General features: G+C 42.6%; 14 protein-coding genes, 2 tRNA genes and 2 pseudogenes. 6 read left to right on the top strand and 12 right to left on the bottom strand.

All coding sequences use genetic code 11. From position 1 onward, the window contains the following. Positions 1-430: 430 nt before the first annotated feature. Positions 431-2374: an acyltransferase family protein gene (locus ACPEGP_RS04910; protein WP_423814119.1), complete on the top strand. Its 1944-nt coding sequence runs from the start codon at positions 431-433 to the stop codon at positions 2372-2374. Between the two features lie 684 nt (positions 2375-3058). Here ACPEGP_RS04910 and ACPEGP_RS04905 read toward each other — a convergent pair. After that, positions 3059-3478, bottom strand: coding sequence for a hypothetical protein (locus ACPEGP_RS04905; RefSeq protein WP_423814118.1), 420 nt, complete (start codon positions 3476-3478; stop codon positions 3059-3061). A 56-nt stretch (positions 3479-3534) separates the two neighbouring features. Further along, positions 3535-4816 (bottom strand): annotated as a pseudogene (locus tag ACPEGP_RS04900) (IS256 family transposase). A 56-nt stretch (positions 4817-4872) separates the two neighbouring features. On the opposite strand from ACPEGP_RS04900, the pseudogene ACPEGP_RS04895 reads away from it, so the two are divergent. From ACPEGP_RS04895 to ACPEGP_RS04885, 3 genes and pseudogenes are all read left to right on the top strand, one after another. Further along, positions 4873-5013: pseudogene (locus ACPEGP_RS04895) on the top strand (IS3 family transposase); the annotation flags it as partial. Between the two features lie 81 nt (positions 5014-5094). Then, entirely contained in the window at positions 5095-6576 is a 1482-nt protein-coding gene (locus ACPEGP_RS04890) for a hypothetical protein (protein ID WP_423814117.1), read from the top strand. A gap of 13 nt (positions 6577-6589) precedes the next feature. Beyond that, complete coding sequence (locus ACPEGP_RS04885) at positions 6590-7657, top strand: hypothetical protein (RefSeq protein ID WP_423814116.1); 1068 nt, start codon at positions 6590-6592, stop codon at positions 7655-7657. Between the two features lie 789 nt (positions 7658-8446). Here the strand turns inward: ACPEGP_RS04885 and ACPEGP_RS04880 are convergent. The 8 genes from ACPEGP_RS04880 to ACPEGP_RS04845 form a co-directional block, all read right to left on the bottom strand. Further along, positions 8447-8533, bottom strand: a tRNA-Leu gene (locus tag ACPEGP_RS04880). A gap of 122 nt (positions 8534-8655) precedes the next feature. After that, positions 8656-8729 (bottom strand) — tRNA-Cys (locus ACPEGP_RS04875). A gap of 218 nt (positions 8730-8947) precedes the next feature. Then, positions 8948-9082 (bottom strand): putative transporter small subunit, encoded by a 135-nt coding sequence (locus ACPEGP_RS04870; protein ID WP_223808464.1) that lies wholly within the window; start codon positions 9080-9082, stop codon positions 8948-8950. Positions 9083-9184: 102 nt separating this feature from the next. After that, entirely contained in the window at positions 9185-10831 is a 1647-nt protein-coding gene (locus tag ACPEGP_RS04865) for a sodium:solute symporter family protein (protein WP_223808474.1), read from the bottom strand. Positions 10832-11732: 901 nt separating this feature from the next. After that, positions 11733-12785: a formate dehydrogenase accessory sulfurtransferase FdhD gene (locus tag ACPEGP_RS04860; protein ID WP_423814115.1), complete on the bottom strand. Its 1053-nt coding sequence runs from the start codon at positions 12783-12785 to the stop codon at positions 11733-11735. Between the two features lie 33 nt (positions 12786-12818). After that, entirely contained in the window at positions 12819-15215 is a 2397-nt protein-coding gene (locus ACPEGP_RS04855; RefSeq protein ID WP_423814114.1) for an FdhF/YdeP family oxidoreductase, read from the bottom strand. Positions 15216-15415: 200 nt separating this feature from the next. After that, on the bottom strand, positions 15416-16384 hold the full coding sequence (locus ACPEGP_RS04850) for a c-type cytochrome (protein ID WP_423814113.1): 969 nt from the start codon (positions 16382-16384) through the stop codon (positions 15416-15418). After that, positions 16384-17760, bottom strand: coding sequence for a cytochrome c (locus ACPEGP_RS04845; RefSeq protein ID WP_423814112.1), 1377 nt, complete (start codon positions 17758-17760; stop codon positions 16384-16386). The genes ACPEGP_RS04850 and ACPEGP_RS04845 overlap by 1 nt, the downstream gene beginning before the upstream one ends. 236 nt (positions 17761-17996) lie before the next feature. Here ACPEGP_RS04845 and ACPEGP_RS04840 point away from each other — a divergent pair, with 236 nt between their 5' ends. Then, a complete protein-coding gene (locus ACPEGP_RS04840) occupies positions 17997-20186 on the top strand; it encodes a sensor histidine kinase (RefSeq protein ID WP_423814111.1) in 2190 nt (729 codons plus the stop codon). A 73-nt stretch (positions 20187-20259) separates the two neighbouring features. Beyond that, positions 20260-20916 (top strand): response regulator transcription factor, encoded by a 657-nt coding sequence (locus ACPEGP_RS04835; RefSeq protein WP_423814110.1) that lies wholly within the window; start codon positions 20260-20262, stop codon positions 20914-20916. Between the two features lie 72 nt (positions 20917-20988). Here ACPEGP_RS04835 and ACPEGP_RS04830 read toward each other — a convergent pair whose 3' ends face one another. Together ACPEGP_RS04830 and ACPEGP_RS04825 are read right to left on the bottom strand one after the other, a co-directional pair. Next, positions 20989-21783, bottom strand: coding sequence for an ABC transporter ATP-binding protein (locus ACPEGP_RS04830; RefSeq protein ID WP_144296483.1), 795 nt, complete (start codon positions 21781-21783; stop codon positions 20989-20991). 31 nt (positions 21784-21814) lie between these two features. Further along, positions 21815-22714 (bottom strand): ABC transporter permease, encoded by a 900-nt coding sequence (locus ACPEGP_RS04825; protein ID WP_068404436.1) that lies wholly within the window; start codon positions 22712-22714, stop codon positions 21815-21817. Between the last annotated feature and the right edge of the window lie 170 nt (positions 22715-22884).

Below are 22884 nucleotides of genomic sequence, written 5' to 3'. Positions count from 1 at the left end.
GCGGGGTAGGTTTTGCCGATACTGGATAGTTTCGGGACAAGTATCGTAAGGCAGCATAAGGGACTTTATGCACAGGTATCGTGAGGCTATGCGAATTGATGCGAGCTAAACGCACAGAAACGCACGAAAAACGCCTAACTTTAAACAGCATTATCTAAGCGCGTGCAGTCATTAGCAAAATAACCCCATGCAAACAAAGTGCAAGTATAAAAAAGTATTCTTAAGCATTATATCCTTTCGTAAGTATTTACGGAGACAATTGCTTAAGTGGTGTCAGTGCTATTGATAATTTTATTAAAACATATTGAGTAATTACACCGCCACGTTACGCTGAACTACTATCTGCTAAAACAACAACAAGATATACATATTATTACAGAAGATTTATACTACCAACATTTTTTTACAATGACTCTCGGTAAGTGACGCTATGAAATTTAGAAAAGATATTAATGGCCTTAGGGCATTTGCGGTTATAGGTGTTTTACTGTTTCACTTTAACGCCTCTTGGATGCCCGGTGGTTTTGCTGGGGTTGATGTCTTCTTTGTAATCTCAGGGTTTTTAATGACTGGAATTATATTTAGAGGTATCGAGCAAGAAAAATTTTCTATTCTAAATTTCTATGTCGCTCGTGCTAATAGGATTATCCCTGCCTTGGCGTTGCTTTGCTTGGTATTGTTAGTCTTTGGTTGGTTCTATCTAACACCTTTAGAGTACAGAGCATTAGGGAAGCATGCTGCCAGTAGTGTAGGTTTCTTATCTAACTTTGTTTATTGGTCAGAAGCAGGTTATTTTGACGCCGCTTCTCATGAGAAATGGCTGTTACACACTTGGACACTATCGGTTGAGTGGCAGTTTTATATCATCTATCCGCTAATACTGGTCGCTATGCGCAAGTTTTTGTCTATTAAGACGATGAAGCTTACGATACTAATAGCAACGGTTCTAGCGTTTATCTTTTGCGTTTATTCTACTTATAAATGGCCTAATGCATCATATTTCTTATTATCCGCAAGAGCGTGGGAGATGTTGATCGGTGGTGTTGCTTATCTTTACCCTTTTACATTACAAGAAAAGAAAAAGAAGTTTGTAGAGGTAATAGGATTAGTTTTAGTAATAGGATCTTATTTCCTTATATCAGCAGAAAATGCTTGGCCAGGTTACTTAGCACTATTTCCTGTTGTGGGTTCATTCCTTATTATTCAGGCACAACGCAATGACAGTATCATCACAAACAATATCGTATTCCAAAAAATAGGCACTTGGTCTTATTCTATTTATTTGTGGCATTGGCCTTTAGTAGTCGTTATTTACACCTTTGCATTGCCTGAATACTATATTTATTTAGGCATGGCGCTATCTATACTTCTTGGCTTCCTAAGCTATAAATATATTGAAAAAATTAATTTCCCAAGAAGCTTTCCTACTCTTTTAGGTTATTTAAAATGTAAGCCTATATATATTGCTGGTGTTGTGGGAGTTTTAGGCAGTGTACTGTTTCTAAAGACCGAAGCTCTTTCACCATATCGTTTTTCAGCGGAACAAATAACTATATTAGAGCAGCAAAAAAGAAATCCTAGAGAAGCGGTTTGCGGAAAAATAGAAAATGGTTTCGCTCCTGGTTGTACATATGGTGATGGTCCTGTCAAAGCAATTGTTATTGGTGATAGTCACTCGTTAGCTCAAATGGTTTCTATTGGTAATAGAGCCTCAATAAATGGAGGGAGCATTCTAAGCTTAAGTATGGATGGCTGCTCTACAATAAAAGATTTATATGTGTTGGATAAAAATGGTAAAAACCCAGAATATGACTGCGGAAAATTCGTATCGAATGCCATTGATTTATCAGCAGAACAGTACCCTGATGTTCCTGTAATTATTATAAACAGAACAAGCTCAACTTTGTTTGGAAATAATGAAGATGCAGACTACGAAACATCACCACCAAGACGATTTATCGATAAAGTTTTTACTGAAAGGAGTAGCGAATATATAGACAATATGACAGGTCATATGCTTGATACTATTTGCGAAATTACTCAAAACCATCCTGTTTACTTGGTAAGACCAACTCCTGAAATGAAGAAGCACGTTCCAAATACCATGTTTAGAGACTTAACCTTTGGTGGTAAGAGAGACTCTATTAAGATAACCCTTGAAGAATACAACGAGCGTCATAGTGTTGCATTTAAAATGCAAGATAAGGCAATAAGTCAATGTGGAGCCAAGGTATTAGATCCTACTCCTTATATGTGCGATAACGAATATTGTTACGGTAGTATGGATGGAGCGCCACTTTACTTTGATGACGATCATCTAAGCAGTTATGGTTCGGATCTTATCTCACCTATTTATGATGAGGTTTTCCAGTAAGCTTAATATCAATTATTAAGTAATACACAAATATGAACTACGCTAGAATTTAATCTTACGCAAGGATTATGCAATCTGATAAGAGTATTATTTAGTTAATATACTTATAAATAGATTAATAGCTATGCTGAAAAGTCTTGGAATGGTAGATAATACAATCAATTACAAGATAATATTTAACTAAGAGGGTAGGCAATCAGTAAGAGAGAAATAAAAATCGATTGTTGGTATTATGGTTGGTATCGTCTTATTTTAAATTAAATATAGTTAATAAAATCAAATGTTTAAATATATAGTTTAGTTTCCGCCATCTCCACCAAATATTAAAAATCCGATCACTTAACGTGGTCGGATTTTTTTTGGTTTTAAATGTATTTTATATTAAGTGTTTATGAGGTCTAAAAAAGAGTTTTGGCTAATCGGAACAAACTATTAGTCATGAATAGGATTTATGAAAAGTAGTAGGGATCTAAGCAGCGGGTTCTCTATTATGGAACTGATACTGTCGACACTTGAGTGGTGAGGGTATTCTATAAGCCGCCATTAATCACCTGAGAGACATAGTTTGGCATCGCTTAGGTGGTTTGGTCTCCGGTTCGCGCTTAGGTCAGACCTGAGTAAGTACTGCTGACAAAAGATGAGGTGTTAGAGTAGAAGATAGTATTGATTTATTATGGGATCTGTTTAAAGCTCTTCACTTTGTGCTGCATAAGTGTTTAAGGCATTAGTACAAATATCATTGGTCTCATATATAAATTTGTACCAACCTTCAGAATCCTTATACAGATGAATGCCTGGATTTTGTATTAAATCTTCATCATATTTACAGCTCATTGTTGAGAAGTTATTAAGATCGAGCTTTTCGCACTTTCGCTCTTTATCAGATAATAATGGATCAAAACCCCAAACGGTTAAGCTATTATTAGTACTCATAGGCTTTACATCGTCATGTGAGCATACTGATGTAAAATTAGGAACTGATAGTTTTGATGTTATTTCGGTTTCATTTACTTCTGTGCTTAGATTAGTTGATTCTGTAGTTGTACTGTTATAACAAGAAGACAGTATTAACATAGAAAAAAGGAAAAAAGGAAAGTTTTTCATGATTATTTATCCGCATTGTCTAAAAGAGACCATCCCAGATTCTGTGTAACTGCCATTTAGATTAAATGCTTACTGATACGATCATCAAACATAATCATAAAGCGATTAAGAGCAGACGTCCAGTTACGAATCGGCATCGACCACCTTGACGACGCCTGCTGAGTTGCTAGGTAGACTACCTTGAATGCTGCCTGATCAGACGGGAACACCTTACGTTTATTCACCGCTGTCCGAATCACGCTGTTTAGCGACTCTATCGCATTGGTGGTATAGATCACTCTTCTGATGTCTTTCGGATACTCAAAGAACACCGTTAAGCTCTCCCAGTTATTACGCCAAGACTTAACCACGTGCGGGTACTCTTTACCCCAAGTCTCATCAAAGTGCTCAAGCTTGGCCTCTGCTATCTCAAGGGTATCAGCGCCGTAGATGGCCTTTAAATCAGCCGCTACGGCCTTTTTATCCGTCCACGGCACAAACTTCATTGAATAGCGCACCATGTGTACGATACACAGCTGAATCTGTGCCTTTGGATAGACGGTGTTAATGGCATCAGGGAAGCCCTTTAGACCGTCAACACAAGCAATGAGGATATCTTGTACCCCGCGGTTTTGTAATTCAGTGAGAACGCCTAGCCAGAACTTAGCGCCTTCATTCTCTGATAACCACATACCAAGCAGCTCTTTTTTACCATCAAGTCCCACGCCTAGCGCCAGATATATAGCCTTGTTGATGATTTGCTTGTGTTGACGTACCTTAACGACAATGCAGTCTAGATAGACAATAGGATAAACACTGCTCAGCGGCCGGTTCTGCCAAGCTGTGATGTCCTCTAATATGTTATCGGTGACTCTTGAGACAAGAGAGCTTGAGATGTCGACATCGTAGAGCTCTTTAATGCTCACTACAATCTCGGTGGTGGTTTGACCTTTGGCGTATGAGCGAGGATCAGCAAGTGTCTGGGAGACACTTGCCCGAAGCGCAAGACGTAAGGCTATGCCTGTAGTGAAATATGATCTTGTCATCAAGGCCACTAATACGACTTTGATGCTTACGCACTAACGCAGGTTCAAAGTCACCATGACGGTCTCTTGGGGTGGAGATTTCAAGATCGCCCGTGTCACTGTGGACTGTCTTTTTAGTGTGCCCATTGCGCTTGTTTGGCTTGTCTGCTTTCTCATGCTTGGGGTAGCCAAGATGGTCTTCCATCTCAGCTTCAAGGACAGTATCAATAAAAGATTGCATGAGCTGCTTCTGGAAGTCTTTGATGTCATCGAAGCTTTTCATGCTACCAGCCATTTGCTCGGCCAATTTCTTGATGTCAGATTGGTTAGTCATTGCTTATTCTCCGGTTAGTGGATTATAAGCAGTTACACAAAGTTTGGGAAAGGCTCGATTATAAAACTAGATTTGCCGCCATTACCGATATCATTAGATACATCGAGCTATATTACAACCAGACTAGGGTTCAAAAGGGCTTGAGCTATAAATCGCCAAGACAGGTGTGGTTTGATTACTATCGTCAGGCTGCGTAATTAAAATCTCCCAAGTTTAACTGTACGGATTTGACGGCAGGGGTCAATCAATCTACAGGTTTTAAACTGGCGCAAAAAATTTTGAAACATAGCCCAGAGGCCATACTTAAATGGAGTGAGCAGCGTCTCAGCCGTTCTGTTAATAATGCCAAACCGCATCAAACGCTATTGCCAGCTAGTATTGATAATAGAGTCGTTAGTAATGCCTCCTCAGTCCAAGCTCCGATTGCTTTCGATCTAGTAAAATCACATGGCGTAGACCAAACAGCATTAAATATCTTTGATCAGGCAGCTGCTGGTGATGAGCATGCCCGCACTGTGGTGACCATGTATACCAACGAAGCGTCAGCGCGGACAACTCAAACAATCAATCAGGATATGAATAAACAAGCTGCCAATCTAGACAGAGCGTTAGATCCCATCAATGGCGAGTATCAAAAGCTTGAGCGCAGCTCAGCGGGTAAAGCAGCATTGATATCAGCGGGTATAGCTTTGTTTCAACTACGTAGTGTTTGGATGGGTAAAAGTACGTTTAGCAGTATGGCACGCCGAGGCGACCGCGCGGGTCTTGAATTTATGACAGGTTATGCCAGTACCTCTCTTGCTTTAACGAGTGCCAGCCTTGATGTCGCTAATGCGGGACTACAGATGAAAGCGGCACGCAGTGCATGGGTCGCAAGGCTGAGTCTGAGTGTTGGTGTACTTGGTGCTGTGGGTGCAGGGTTTGAGGTGTATAGTTTAGAGCTGACACAGCAAAAAATGATAGAGAGTGGTAGTACTACTTCAGCTAAAGTTACTGGTGTCGCACAAGTAGCAGCAGGAGTAGCTGGAGTAGCGGGTCTTGGCTATGGTACATTGGCATTTGTGGGTATAGGCGCTTTTGCATTACCTTGGCTTAGCGCGATTATGGCAGTCGCATGGGGTATTAGTTTAGTCGCTCAATGGGTGGCTTATACCTATGATAAAAGCCACATACTACCCATTCATTATTGGTTAGATGCAGGAGTGTTTGGTAAAAAAGAGATGCTAAATAACGAGTATCCGAATAATCCTTTTAAAATACAAGCGATGAGCAGTCTTGAGCAAGACCTACATGCTTATACATTGGCCTTAGTAGAGATACAGACTGAACCAAGGTTTAATAAGACTGTACAAGACTTTAATGAGGTACTGTCTGGGCAAGTCGTCGTCACCATTAGCCAATGGCAAGATAACAGTGAGCTGGTAATAGAGTATGTAGGCATTGGTGATACAGAACAAAGTCTTGATAAAAAGGTTTTTAACATACAAGCATTAAAACGACAAAGCAAAGCAATTACGGCCTCAGAAGGACTCAAGGTCATTCTAGATATTCCAAAAACCAGTCACTATAAAGCCCAATATTTGGGTTCGAGAAAAGAAGGAATATTCGATCCTAACAAGCAAAAGATAATGGAACAAGCAAGTGAAAGGGCACGGAACAATCCTGCTAGTCAAATTGAACATTTAAGAGTCGTCCTACTGTACTCTTTGAGCCCAAGTGTCAACCCATATTATCAACTTCGTACTACCGTAACGAGTTAATAGAGACAAGCCAATGATTGAAGACAAACATAGTGAATTTGCTAAACATATTAATGAGCTACAAGAAGTTCTTGAAAGTCCGTATAGTAGCGAGATAAATAAAGGTTTATTAGAAGAAGGAGAAGACATCGAGCATCTTAACAAAGAGATTGCCAACATTAATCCTGATTATATGACTTTCTTACCTAGCTACTTTTGGTATTGGTATTTCTGCATAGGCTGGGTTTATTTTTCTACATTTTGGCTAGGTAACTATTTTTTGCAAGATATTGGAGAAGTTGTATTTATAAATGGTAATTTTGACTTATTTGATATAATACTTACTTTTTTCTGGCTACTTGTGTTTGGTACTCCTCTTTTCTTACTCTTCTATCAATTTATCAGAAAGCATCCGTACCGCATTCAATACTACTTTCTAAAAAAAGAGCAGAAGTTAGTGTATTACTATCGTCCCTCATTACAGTTTTTTAAACCCTTTGAATTAAAGATAGTAGACTACAAAGACATCATTCCCGAAATACATACCATTAAACAAAATACTGCTTATACGCCGCTAAATCTATATATCGCAGATCCTAATACAGGAGAGATTACTCATCATATTAAACCGCATGATGTCAGTGTTGACCCTCGTGTACATTGGGCGTTTATCCGCACCTATATGGAAGGTGATGCCGCCGACTTACCGATAAATCCTGAGTTCTGTGAGGCTTATCCAGCAGACACCAGTAAGTCACTGTTTGCTTGTAGCGATATTGTCTTTCGCAAATACGGTATTCTCAATACGCACCATTCAGGCGCTGGCGGCATCGTTATGCTTATAATTAGCTCAATATATGCGCTTGGTTACTTACTACAAGGCAACAACTATCAATGTACTAAACAAGCCATATTACATCCTGATGTTAAGAAATTACTGACATGGGATGGTAAAGACAATCCTTACCCCATACAACCTATCACTGCTGAGGCCGGAAAAGCATTTCAAGGTAAGAATTGGCAAGTGAATACTAGATGGGTAGTGGTTATATTAATTAACATAAGTTTGTTTGTATGGGCGGTGGTGGCTTATAATAGCTAGCAAAAATTAGCATATAGCTAAGTTGAGTTCTATTATGATACTACCAGTGCCACAAAAACTCCCTATCGGTAAGATTATTGGACATCCTTATCAAGGTGAAATTGCTAGAATTTACACGTTTTCGATGAGTCAACAGGGGGTTTTATACACTCTATTAGCTTTGAAGAAATGCGACTTAATCCTTACGATCAATGGGCATTCATTCGCACCTATATGGAACGTCCCGCAGAAGATCTGCCTTTAAACACACAATATGCTCAAGCGTGCCCAACCGACATGAGTCAGTCATTAGTTGCTTGTGCTGATATCGCTCAAACTTCTAAAGAGTTTTATGATAAGAATCCTACTCATGAGTTTCGTCTCGCTGATTGGATTATTAGGTGCTGCACTATATTAGCTACTTAGATTTAGCTGAGGGCAACATCTATCAATCAAGTGCCAATCCCACCCTGCATCCTGAAGTGCAGCGACGGCTCATATAGGATGGTCATAATAACCCTTATAATATCTTGCCTGTCACTGCAGAGCGCCAAGCCGCTTTTAATAATCAAAACCAAGCAGTAAAGCTTAAATGGTATTCAGGCATTGCAGTCAATGCGACGTAATTTATTGGTTCAATATTGTATGTGATGCTGTCGATTGCTTAGGTAAAAACTGAAATATAATAAAATTAAGCAGTATGGAAACTACTAAAAAGAAACAACTACATCATACGATCGCAAGAAATTTACCTAGGAAAATCTGAAATAAGAAAAAGGCCTCCAATTGCTTGGAGGCCTTTTAATATAATGGTACCCGGAGCCGGACTTGAACCGGCACGCTATTACTAGCGAGGGATTTTAAATCCCTTGTGTCTACCAATTTCACCACCCGGGCAAAAATTGTCTTATCTAAAAGTAAGCTTTCTACTTATTAGATAGTGGTCGCTATTATAAGCATTTCCATTAATAAAGCAAGCTAAAATTAACGTCATACTTATATATTTATAGCTAAATAATTGGAGGCTGAGGTCGGAATCGAACCGGCGTTAACGGAGTTGCAGTCCGCTGCATGACCACTCTGCCACCCAGCCAATCAAGGATGCCTATATTAGCAAAAATAATTTAAATTACAAGTCATTTTTTAACGAAACAGCGCTTATTTGCTAAGTTGCCGCTATTTAAACATAAATGAGGCATTATTTGAGCCTTAATAAGGTAAAAGGATAGCAAAATTGGTGCAAATGAAGTCATCGCCAAACCTAAATTCAGTGATGACTTGTTAAATATAACTATTTTAGTTTAACGCTTGCTAGACAATATCTTGATTATTACGTTTTGCTTTTTTGAAATCGCGATAAGTTGCGGTACAGATTAATGTCAGCACCCCAAGGGTAATCGCCGGCCAGACGAGGATATAAAATCCATAGATAAAGACGTTGTCCATGATGTCTCCTTATAGTGTTTATACAAATTTTTTGCTTACTAGACTTCAGTAAGAATGGCTAACCAAGCATTGGTTAACCATCAATGCCTAATAAGATTTTGCTTAAGTTTTTGGTAACGTTTTTGCTTGCGGCTGTTTATCGTAGTTGCCCACCCGCTGTTTAATGAGGTCAAAATCAAAATGCTCGTCACCCATAAGGCTGACAATCACGCAGACGATGGTACTGGCACCGTAAGCGGTCAAGGAGGCCAACAAGACCATATATTGGCGTAAAAAGCCGGTGGCAAAAATGAGCATCAGTACTAGCGTAATAGCGGCGGCGACCATACCGATTTTGCGTCCTAAAAAGCCAAAGACCATGAGTCCAATCACGACAGCAGCGCCAACACTGGCCAAAATCTCAAAGAATAGTGCGGTGAAGCCTTCAATGGGAATCAGCTCAAAGCGTGCGACGCAAAATAATAACAACCCGACGATGACGGCTGAGGTAAAGGCCACATTGGTCACGCGATTCCAGAACACACTGGCAATCACAGGGAATACAATGGTGCCCCATAATGCACCAACGAAGACCAGCATGACCAATATATCAAGCTTAAAGCTAGCGAAAATCAATCCAGCAGCGGTGGCAATAATCATGGTTGAGCGTCCAACCAGCATCATGGTTTTTGGTTTTACACGCCCTTTAGCGATATTTTTGCCATAAACGTCCGCCATCATAATCGTTGATAGCGCCGATAAATCTGAGTCAGCGGTTGAGGATAATGAGCCAATGACCAAAATAAAGAACAAGGCAATAAATACCGGATGCAAATAAGTACTAACCATTTGCGGGATTAAGTTATTCATATTGCCATCGAGCGGTTCAATACCAATGGTCAAAGCCATCAAGCCAATCATACCAAGTCCAATGACGATGCCCGCGTAGCCGACCGTTGCAGTGACAAAAGTTGCTTTGATTTTGGTTTTATCAATGGCAAATAATCGCTGGGTAATGGTTTGGTTGCCGATAGCATAAGCCAATACCGCGACAAAATAAGGCGCCCCTTGCTGAAAAAAGGCTTCAGAAGAAAACAGGTTTTGCTGCTCTAAGGTTAAGTTTGATAAGCCGCTGACCATGACCGCAGGCCCGCCCATGGCAAATAGCACTGCAGGGATGATGATGACTCCAATCGCCATCAGAGCCACCAATTGAGCAAAATCGGTAAATACGGACGCTCGAAATCCAGAGGTCAACGTATAGCTGAGCACTCCGACACCTGCGATAATGACGCCGGTCTGAAACGATAACGGCGATAATACTGATACCAAAGCACCAGCAGCGGTAAAGTTGACCATCAAGCTAATTAAGCTGCCCATAAGGTTAGATATGGCTAAAATTAATTGGCTTGATGATCCGTGGCGCGCGTGGATAAGTTCACCTAAGGTGTGTCCATTAGGAGCAAGTTCGCGAAAGCGCATGCCAAAAGGGTAGATGAATAAAATCATCAAAGCGCCCCAAAAACCATAATGTAGCGGTCCTGAAACGCCGTATTTATAACCGGAGGTTGCAGCCGCATAAAACGAGGCTGCCCAAATCCAAGTTGCAGTCATACTCGCCGCGCCCATGCCGAAACCGACACCATGACCGGCGACCATAAATCCAGAAGTGGTTTCCTTATCTTTTTTAATCAATAAAGACAGCAGGTAAGTACCGCCATAAAATCCTAATAAAAGTAAAAGAATGGTGATTGATGAAAATTGGAACAATGACTCAGTTTTCAAATTCATACCTCGCAATTGTTTGAAGAATAAAGGTTTGCAATAAAAGTCATGCCACAAACTGTTAGGAATGTAATAGGACGCATTGGTTCTATTCGCTGCTTGTATACAGCGCACAAGCACTCAATGAGGCAAGCCAAACGCTCACGTTAAATGTGATGCCGCTTTTTTATTTAGCACAGTCCGTTAGACAAATATTTGCAAAAAAAATAGACTAAAACTTTGTCTTAGAAATAACGGCGGCAACTCTCAATAGGCGTCTGTTAACGGATTGACCATTACGCTGTCAAGTGAGGCTTACTCGATAGTAACGAGACGCTAAAAGACGCTTATTGACTAAGTATCTCTAGCAAAAATACGGATAAGCACTGAGCCTAAACTGCTTGGGCGGTGCTAGATGGAGCTGTTTATAGTAGCTGCGTTAAGCAATAGTTAGGATAGATTTTCATCCCTTTATTGCTTGTGAGCGAACATCCGCTGTCGTGATAATAAGTAAATTTTTACGGCAGTTATTGCCAGTATTTACTCGTCATTGATAAATAAAACTACAGCGATGTTAAATTCTCGTAACATGTTTGTGCGGTAAGAGTAACCTATTCTGTCTGCTATCTCAAATTTTACCGCAGACTTTTTAGTCAGCCAGCATTAAGATAATCTAATAGATCGTCATTAAAATGGTTATAATAAGCAGAAGAGGTTAGGAGAAACTATGAATTTTAAACAAATTTTCTTGTATCAAGGAAAGGATAACGATAAAGGCTAGGGCTCTTTTAGGAACTTACAGGGAGAGTTAAGTTGAAGTAAAAATAAGTAGAAAATAGTTATTGCTTAGCGGTTTAGTGATAGAGTTAAATGGTTATAAAAAAAGAGTCGCCGCTAGTTTGTCGGTTTAAGCGTCCTCATAATTAGTATAATAAGTAACGCGGTCATTGCGTAAAAACCCCGCCAGTCCCAGACCATAGCGTTCAGCGACGCGTACCGCAGTACTGGTTGGTGCCGACATACCAACGAGCCAAGGAATGCGGCTACGAATGGATTTTTGTACCAGCTCAATAGACAACCGCGAGGTCATCACCACGCAGGTCAGCTCGGTCTTATTGCGCAATTGCCAACCGATGAGTTTATCAAGCGCATTATGACGTCCGACGTCTTCAAATAAATATAAATCATTGCCTTGCATGGTGGCTGCGGCATGTACCGCACCAGTGAGTTGATGGGTATGCTGCGCAGCGTCAATTTGCTGATGCATGTGTAGTAAATAATTAAGGCTGGGCACGGAGGATTCTGACGGTTTTTGTTGCAAGCCAGATGATAAATAATGACTTAAATCAGGAAGCGCTTGCGAAAGCCCGGTGATACCGCACATACCGCAGCCTGTACGTCCTGCTAGCTGTCGCCTCTGCGCTTGAATACGCTGATGACAGCGCTGATTTAGTACCAGCTCTACTACATATACATCATAGTCTTGCAACTGCGCTGAAAATTGCTCAAATGCCGTCTTTTCGTCAAGCAAGTCATCCGTTAAATCACTGGTGAACCTTCTATAACTGGCAATATCGGTCAGTTGCGTTACCTCCCAATCTAATAATTCATGACTATGATGAATCAATCCTTCGCTATATAAAAAGCCAATGGCAAGGTACTCAAGCTGATAGGGGCTTGCCATTAATATCGCATAGTGGATACCATTAATGACAATCGCAACCGCTGCCTCTACTGCCAGCAGCGCTGATTTGTTATCAACCTCTATTTCTGCATTTTTAGAAGAGACATTTGCTGTAGATAAATAAGCATGTTTTTGTGTTAAATGTAGGCGCGATAAAGGCACGGTCTGCATATCCATTATTGGCGCAGCAGCATGAACAGCATTGGTTTCTAAATCGGCCGCTGAGCCATTTAACCAAGGTTCTACTGCAACTACGTTATGTTTACTGACCATCATATTTTAACCATTTCCTTTATCAAACTATCTTTGTTAAGCGCTGGCAGCTAGTGTGTTTTCAGTAACGCGCTGCAAAACAACGGTAACGGATTTATAAGAAGGCGTCCTTGAGTCTGGCGCGTGAGTGTCTAAGTCGATAAGGTCGTTACATTCAGGATAATAAGTCGCCACCGCATTGGCAGCGATATCCATCTCAGTCAGTATTAATGGACCTAAGGTGCGCTGTTCATCTTGACTGTCTTGACGCGATACCATAACACTATCGCCTTTTTGCCAACCTAAACGCTTGATTTCATCGGGATGCATAAATAACACGTCGCGGCGGTTGGTCTGGCGATAGCGGTCTTGATGACCAAAAATCATGGTGTTAAATTGATCATGACTGCGGACACTGGTTAGCTGCCATACTTTTTGCTCAGCGCTTTGGGTTGGATTGTGATCGCTATTGCTTGGATGAATCGCGGGTTCATTATTTTTGCTATGGTCACTTTTAGCATTGTTATTTTTAGCATGGCTATGATAGCTCGATGTGGTTTCTGCCATCTGTGCTGCGACATAAGTAATCGGATATTGTGGCACTTCAAACTGCGCTTTGCCGCTATCGGTATTCCAAACGCGATGACGGGCAGGGTGGTATAAATGAAAACCGCGCTCGTTTTCACGAATACGATCGTTAAAATTCTCAAAGCCTTCAATAGCTTGAGCGATATAATTACGGATGATATCAAAGTCGCTGCTCATTGTTTGCCATGGAATAGACGAATCAGCGTCAAGCACGTGGGTTGCCATATCGGCCACAATTTGCGCTTCAGATTTTAAATTATCACTAATCGGCTCAATGCGACCGCGCGTAGGAACAATTTGGCACATAGAGTCTTCAATCGTCGCGAACTGCTCGCCTTTCGCCGTTACTAAGCGTTCGGTACGACTGATACAAGGTAAGATAAGGTTGTTTTTACCTGGATAGAGCATGGTTTCATTAAGTTTGGTGCCAATAAAAACATTAAGCTCGGTAGTGGTTAAGGCCGTTTGAATCGCACTTTTATCGGGTGCGGCAACGGCATAATTACCGCCCATACTGATAAAGGCTTTGAGCTTACCTTGCATCAATGCTTTTGCCCCAGCGATGACATCAAGCCCATCTTCTTGCGGCATAGGGCGCTTAAAAACGCGCTCAAGGCTATCAAGTAAGCTCTGTTTAGGGCGCTCATGGATACCCATGGTGCGATCGCCCTGTACATTGGAGTGACCGCGCACCGGTGAAGCGCCTGCGCCATCGACCCCAATCATACCCATGAGTAGCAGCAAATTGGTAATCATGGCGACGTTATCTTCGCCTTGGACATGTTGGGTAATACCCATGCCCCAGGTGCAAATGGTTGCTGGGCTATCAGCAACAAGTTTGGCAAGTTTGATAATGTCTGCTTTACTAATACCGCAGCCAAGCTCTACGTCTGCCCAAGACTGCTGGCGTAACCAAGTATCGAGTGCTTCATAGCCTGATGTGTGCTGCTCAATAAAATCATTATCAATTTTGCCGTTTTTGGTCAGCCATTTGGCCAAGCCCGTCAATAAAGCGGTATCACCACCGATTTGAATTTGAATGACTTCATCAACCATTTCATCGCTTTGCCCTGCGGCCATATGGGTTGGTTTTTGCGGATTTCTAAACTTGCTTAAACCTTGCTCACGCATCGGATTGATAGAGATAATTTTGCAGCCTTGCTTATGAGCGTGTGCCAGCATCTCAAGCATACGCGGGTGGTTGGTAGCAGGATTTTGCCCAAACAGCATAATCAGCTTTGCTTGCTCAAAATCTTCCAAAACCACCGTGGCTTTACCGACGCCTAACTGTTTACCGAGCATCACTGAGGTTGGCTCGTGACACATATTTGAGCAATCTGGCAAATTATTGGTGCCAAAACAGCGTACGAACAATTGATACATAAAAGCAGGCTCGTTAGTGACGCGTCCTGAGGTGTAAAATAACGCTTCATCTGGCGAATCGAGATTTTTCAACGTATCAGCAATACGCTCATATGCTGCCTGCCAAGAAATTGCCACATAGCGGTCTTGCCCTGCATCATAAGACAACGGCTCTGATAAGCGGCCGCTGTGCTCAAGCTCGTAGCCTGACCAGCCTTGTAATTCTTTGACGCTATGTTTGGCAAAAAAGGCGGCATCGGCGCGCCTACTCATCGTTTCACTAGCAATGACTTTAATACCCGTTTCACAGACATCAAGGCTTTTATGGGTCTTATGATCCGGCCATGCACAGCCCGGACAGTCAAAGCCGCCGTTGGGCTGGTTGCTATGCAAGATACTTATGCTGCCACGCAAAAAAGCCTTGTAATCCATTAGCTTACGAGTAGAGGCAACCAAAGCTGGCCAACCAGCTGCAGGGTGAGAGTAAATAGGAATTTTACGCATGATAGACCTCATAAGCGAATGGCGATAAGTAAGTATGGCTATAATAAAGGTCATTGCCTTAAGCACTACTATATAATGGCTGACCAAAATTTTTTAGTCGCATTAACCATAGATAACAAAAAACCTCAAAGCCATTCATGCGTTTGAGGTTTTTTTATTTTATAAATTAGCATGACTGATATGTTGTCAGGTTAGCGCATTTAATAACGCGCATCTTTAGGTTTTTTGCCATTAGGCCAGTCGTTTACTTTACCAGCAAAGTCAGGACGCGGTTGATGGGTAAAAAATTCAGCGACATCGATGGCGTCTTGATCACTGAGCACATTGCCATGACCCCATAGACCTTTGGTTTGAATGCCCATCGGCATATTGTATTTCACAAAAGCCGCCGCTTTATAAGTACGCGCCATGCCCGCACCGATATTAAAGGATTCATCGCCCCATAATGGTGGGAAGACAATATCACCGCGACTGTCTTTCATGCCTTCGCCGTTATCACCATGACAGGTGGCGCATTGTACTTGGTATATTTTTTCACCGCGTACAGAGTTACCGACCAAGGATTCATCAACCTTACCCGCGTTTTGGATATCGACCTTTTGCTCTTTTGGCGTATTTTGGGACAGCCATTTCATATAGGCCAACATTGCTAGCATTTCAGGGGATTCAGGTTTTAATGGTTTGCCATTCATCGAACGCTGGAAGCAGCCATTGATGCGTTTGGTTAAATCGATTTCTTTACCAGCACGTGGCATCACACGCGGGTAGAAGTTGTAACTGTTGATATAGGGGTCGCCAAGCGGGATTTTACCTTGCGAAATATGACAGCTATTACAGTTCATTTGCGCGCCAACGTGCTCGGGCAATAAGCGCTTGGTTTCGTTTAATAAGCGCTTACCATAAAAGATTTCATCAGCGTTCGGCTCATCCAAGATAGAAGTATCTTGCGGCAGCACATAAGTACCAACATCTTCGTTGGCATCATCAGCAGTAACTAAGCCATATTTAGGGGCGTTTTGCTCAGTAGGCTCGGGCTGTGAGCAGCCACTACTAATAGCGGTGATACTAACCACTGAGGCAGTCAGGGCAGCGGTGGTTAGTTTGCTCATTTTTATTTTCTGAGAGATAACGCTAACAATAGCAGGCAAGTTGAGTGGAGAGTTTTTCATTATTTTGCTCCTTTTGTTTGCGCATCAATACTTAAGTCTGGGGCGATATCGGTACTGGTTTTTGGTTTTTTAGCAAGAAAAGCGCGCATTTTTACCACATCATCGACATCGACTTCAGGTGCTTGGTTGGTCCAGCTATTACGGACATAGTTGACCACTTCCGCCACATCGGCATCACTCAGGTTAATAAATTCAGGCATGGTAAAGGCCATGCGGTCGTGCGGGGTTTCGGGCATGCGGCCACCGCTCAAGGTGATTTGGAGTACCGAGTCAGCATTTTTCGCATATACCGCACTATTGCCATCAAGAGCTGGGAAAATACGCGCCACCCCTTTACCATCGGCACGGTGACAAACTTGGCAATACTCGGCGTATAGAATCGAGCCGCGCGAATCATAATTGCCATCAAGCAGTTTTTGCGTGGTCATGTCTTTTTTCGCCGGCAAGGTTTTTTCTTTATTGGGCGCTGGCGTTAAGGTTTTTAAATAAGATGACATGGCGTTGATATCATAGTCTGTCATATATTGCGTGCTGTGCTCGACCACTTCAGCCATAGCACCAAAGGCCGCTGTGCTGTCCGTGCGACCGGTTTTAAAGAAATCATTTAATTCTGCGACGGTCCACGTAGCCAAACCGCGATGCTCACCGCGAATACTTTTGGCGCGCCAACCATCGATGACCGCACCGCTCAAATATTCTTCTGAGTCGGCATTATTTAAGGCGATTTCTTGGAAACCGATACCGCGTCCAGTATGACAAGAGCCGCAGTGTCCAGGACCTTCAATTAAATACTGTCCACGGGTCAATAGCGCATCATCAGTTTCTGGCACAAAGTCACGTTTTGGGTCAAACAGTGCTTGCCAATAAGCCAGCGGCCAGCGCCAATTGGCTATTGGCGGCAACTCACTTTTTAAGTTGGCTTGCTTAACGGGTTTGACGTCAGACATAAAATAGGCGTACATCGCGGCCAAATCTTCCTCTGGCATGAGCTGATAAGACGGATAGGGCATCGCAGGATATAGCGCTTTATTATCACGGCGCACGCCATGCTTGACGGCATTTTTAAAGTCGCTAAAGGTATATTGACCAATACCGGTTTCTTTATCAGGGGTAATATTGGTTGAATAAATGGCACCTAGCGGCGTCAGCATAGGCAGGCCGCCAGCATAAATTTCACCTTCAAGCGTCGTATGGCAGGCGACACAGTCAGCAGTACGCGCGACGTATTGCCCTTGTTTAATAAGCGCAGGGTCAGTGATATTGACCTCGATGTCATTACTGGTTGTGCGCATCTTAGGTAGTATTTGCCCAATGATAAACGCTAAAATCAGCCCGACAATGGCTGCCATAATAATGATTAATGGCCACTTCTTCATAAGCCCGCCCTCCATAAGATATTTTTACTAAGCTTCTCATTCGTCATATACATTCTATGAGGACTATTAGATACCCCTATGAAACATTTAGGATTTAAGCTTAGTGAATGAAAAGTTACACGATTGTCATTTAGTATAGAGGAGCGTGTAACATTGCGGTATTGTGGAAAACCACATTATAATTATGGTTTTCATTTATAATGGCTGTTTGATAGCTCAACTGTAAGGCTAGGTTTATGGTTAAAAAGTCTAAAGTCTGGGCTAGCTTGAAGGCTTATTTTATTATCGTTGTAGCGTTCTTTGTTTGGTTGATGCTGGGTAGCGCCAATGCACAAACCTACTATTTAGGCGTGCTCGCGCCGCAAGGTGAAACGGTAGCGCAAGAGCGTTGGCAACCGTGGCTCAATCAACTTAATGAGCAGTTGCAAGAGGACACTGTGGTTTTGGTGCCGCTAGCGTTAGAGAATTGGCAGCAGGAAATCGAAGCGCAGCAGTTTGCCCTAGTGCTTGGCCCGCAAGTACAGCTGATTAAAATGAATACCACGCATTGGCGCTGGCTTGCGACCTTACAAGCCGATACAGAGCCCGCTCAATTGGATATACCTGACAATAACCGTGGTAAAAACTTTCATGAAAAAAGTTTTAATAAAAGCGCTGATAAGCAGCTTTCTACAACGGTCAATCTGGCCAATGAATTTAATAAACTGTCTCAAGATAGGCAGTTAAAAGAACCTAGCGCCATGGAAGCCGTCGCCAGTGCACTTTGGGTAAAGGCAGACAGCGGTATTTATCAGTTGCAAGATTTGCAGCAGCGCGAAATCGCTGCCGTCGATAGCGAGGCTTTCGGCGGTTATCTGCTCGTCGCGCATTTATTACAACAAAACGGCGTACCGTCCAACCGTTATCAGACCCAGTTTGTCAGCTATCCTATTGAGCGTACCTTACATGCATTAGCGAGTGGCAGTGTAGATGCAGCAATAGCGCCGCTTTGCCTCATGGAAGAGATGGCGCAGCAAGGAAAGATTAATAAAAAACAATACCGACTTATTTACCCTGTGGCGACCGCTTCTAGCTGTCAGTCTTCAACAAAGATATATCCCAATTGGACATTGGCGGCGACCGAGCAAGCACCTGCTGCCTTGATTCGGCAAATCAATCAAAATTTATTTGGTTTGAGTGAATTTGGAAAGAGTCAACCAGAGCAAGAGTCGTTAGGGATAGTACAGCGCTGGCTACCAGCCGAATCGAGTAGCGATGCGGAACGTATCCTTTATGATATGAATCGTCATCCGGCACAAAAGCAGCTGGGCGCGCATATGGTCGATTGGGTAAAGGCGCATCGATTGTGGATGGCCGTTATTGTCTCAATCATACTGATATCGACGGTAAATTATGCGTGGATGAGCTGGCTGGCATGGCGACGACGGCAAAAAATCATTCTGCAAAATCAACTGATTCGTGATTATGACCAGCAGCTACGTCAATCCGAGCGTTTCGCTGTTATCGGTGAGATGAGTGGGTCAATCGCCCATGAAATCAATCAGCCGCTGGCGACCATTCAAAATTATGCGCAAGGCTTATTGATTCGCAGCCAAAGCAATCAAATGAGTCGGCGCGTTCAAGAAAGTACAGATGTGGATAAAAACTCGGTAAATCGTTTGCATGTGCTAGAAAAGCAAGCAATAGACAAACAAGCGACAGAAAGTGCGTTACAGCAAATTGTTAATGAAACCGAACGGGTCGCGGCTGTTATTAGTAATATCCGGCGCTGGGCAGGGCGCTCGCAGCCGAACAACGTTCAAGTGGACATCGCCACCACCTATGAGCAGTGTGTATTGCTACTTGGTGAAAAAGCCTCAAGTATTGGCTTTTGGTTGGCGAGTGACTACCGGTCTTTGCAATTGCCAAGCTTGGTTTTAGACCAGTTATTGATGAATAGTATGCTCAATGCCGAGCAGCAAGGGGCGACACAGATAATGTTACATTGTCAGGCAAAAGATTATAATGGCAAATCTTATATCGTATTGCATGTAACCGATGATGCAGGCGGTTTTGATGAGGCGCAGTTGCTTAACCATAAACCGTTAGAAGGTAATCAGCAGTTAGTTGAGGGTCAATCACAACAGCGTCTGACTAATAAATACGCCACCAAATCGACCAAAGAAAATGGTTTAGGCCTGGGGCTAATGATATGTCAGCGTCTATGCAAGTCGCTTGGCGGTATGATGCAGCTTAGCAATATCGAAGTGCAGCAGGAGCTTAATACTATACAAGCGTTAGACGGTTATCAGCAGCGCTTAAAGCGGTCATTAAATGGTAAAGTGCGCTTGATAAAAACGGAAAACACTCATCCATTAACAAACAGGGTAGGTGCGCAAGTGTCTTTTTATCTGCCGCTGCATTTGGCAGATGATGTTAAGAGATAAGATAATAAAAACAGAGCTATGTAAATCCAAGTATTTATAAAATCTGCAAATAAACTTAATCATAAGGTTGCGTATGAATGCTCAGCATAATTCAGTTAAGCGCTCAGAATGGCAAACGCCAATTAATAGCAATAATGAACTTCTACTGGTTCATATCATCGACGATGAAGAAAGCGTGCGTAATTCCTGTAATTTTTTAATTAGCAGCTTAGGATTGCCGACCCAAATGTGGTCAAGTGCCCTGACTTTTTTGCAGCAAGTTGATATCTATTATCCCGCGGTGATCGTCAGTGATTTAATGATGCCAGCCATGAGCGGTCAAGCACTACAAGCGCACCTTAATCAACATGAAAGCCCGATAGCGCTTATTGCATTAACTGGTCAAGGTGAGATTGCTGATGCTGTTAATATGCTCAAACAAGGCGCCGCTGATTATTTAGAGAAACCGATTAATAGTCACCGTCTCCAAGAAGCGCTTGAGCGTGCGCAAGTATTAACACTCAAGCGTGCTCAGCTTTATAGTATAAAAAAGCTCTATGCACAGCTGACCGAGAAAGAAAAGCAGGTCGCTCATGAGCTGATGCAAGGTAATCTGAATAAAAATATCGCCGACCATCTAGACATATCGGTACGAACGGTAGAGGTACATCGCTCACAGGTGATGAAGAAAATGCAAGCACAGCATGTCAGTGAATTGATTCAAAAGTTGGTCATGCTTGATTCTCAATAACTAAAACAGCCATAAAAAACGCCTAATGAGAAGGCGTTTTATTTTTAAATTCAAAATATTTTGCGAAATGATTTAGCTTAATATCAAACTGTCATCTTCGACCTTTTCACCGCGCGTCTGCTCAAACATATCCAGTAAATCATGCACATTCATGCCTTTACGGATATCACCAGATACATCTAATACTACTTGCCCTTGATGAAGCATCACAGTACGCGTACCATGAGCTAGAGCCTGCTGCATTGAGTGCGTGACCATCATCGTTGTCAGCTGATTGTCGGTAACGATTTTATCAGTCAATTCTAAAACAAACGCCGCCGTTTTAGGGTCAAGGGCCGCCGTGTGCTCATCAAGTAGTAGAATCTTAGACGGCTGCAATGATGCCATCAGCAGACTAACGGCTTGACGTTGACCACCGGATAACAGTCCCATACGGTCGGTCAGACGATTTTCTAGACCCAACTTTAATACTGATAATTTCTCACGAAATAAGTCACGGTTATTTTGATTAAGCGCAAAGTTCAAACCACGTTTGCCGCCGCGCTTATAGGCAAGCGCCATGTTTTCTTCGATGGTTAGCGCCTCACAAGTTCCCGCCATCGGGTCTTGGAATACGCGAGCGACCCAATGAGCGCGTTGGTGCGCGGTTTTTTTGGTGACATCGATACCATTTAACAAGATTGAACCGCTATCGACGCGCGTGGTGCCACTGACCGCATTTAAAAAGGTCGATTTGCCTGCGCCATTGGTACCGATGACGGTGACAAATTCACCATCGGCGATATTCAGATTGATACCGCGTAGGGCAGGGTTTTCAATGGGCGTTCCAGGATTAAAGGTCAACCGCAAATCTGTAGCTTGCATCATAATTATAATTCCTTATGGTTGCACATTGACATTAAGCCCGAACTTTACGACTTAAAAATTTATTTTTAGCTTTTGGCAATACTAAGGCCAAGACCACGAGTAGCGCGGTAATCAAGTTTAAATCTTGTGGACCAAATCCGATACTACGTAGCGTGCTGCTTGATAGAGCCACCTGAATAAAGAGCTTATAAAGCACCGCACCAACGACCACCGCAAAGGTAATCAGCCAAATACGCTTAGCTGGAATAATGGTCTCGCCGATGATAACCGCTGCCAAACCAATAACAATCGTCCCGATACCGATCGAGATATCAGCGCCACCTTGCGTCTGCACAAATAATGCGCCCGCTAACGCAATTAAACCGTTGGAGATTGCCATACCAATGATGGTCATCCATGAGGTGTTGATACCTTGCGCTTGTGCCATACGTAGGTTTGAGCCAGTCGCCCGCATCGATAAGCCCGTTTCGGTACTATAAAACCAGTTTAAAAACAACATGGCCAGTAGCACAACGACACCAATAATAAGGCAGCGCATCCAGTAACCATTGCCATCACTGACCAAGGTGCTAAATACTGTCGTTTCACCTAATAATGGTAAGTTTGGCGCACCCATAATCCGTAGGTTGACAGAGTATAAAGCAACCATCACAAGGATACTGGCAAGCAGCTGTAAAATGCCCAGTTTAACGTGTAGCCATGCGGTGACGATACCCGCAACTGACCCCGCTAGCATACCAAAGGCACAAGCCAGCCAAGGATTCACACCAGCGATGATAGAAATACCCGCGACAGCGCCGCCCAACGGAAAACTACCGTCAGCGGTCAAATCCGGAAAGTCGAGGGTACGAAATGAGATAAGGACGCCGAGCGCCACTAGGCCATAAATCAGACCACTTTCAAGCGCACCAAAAAAAGCAATTAAAGACATAAGAGATCAGTAAGTCATAACCCAGCGTTTAATAAATGATGGCGAGATAATTGAGATAGGCGACATATCGCGCTATCAATCAGCCAACTTTGCTTAAACGACTAAGCGGTGAATTTAACAGATAGGGGTATCTGCAGTTAGGGTCAAGCAAAACTTATAATTACTATTAA

The organism is Psychrobacter sp. 219-2-C, from assembly GCF_049560815.1.
Lineage (GTDB): Bacteria > Pseudomonadota > Gammaproteobacteria > Pseudomonadales > Moraxellaceae > Psychrobacter > Psychrobacter faecalis.
Note: the sequence above shows the minus strand (reverse complement) of the source record. Positions and strands in the feature narration are given on the sequence as shown.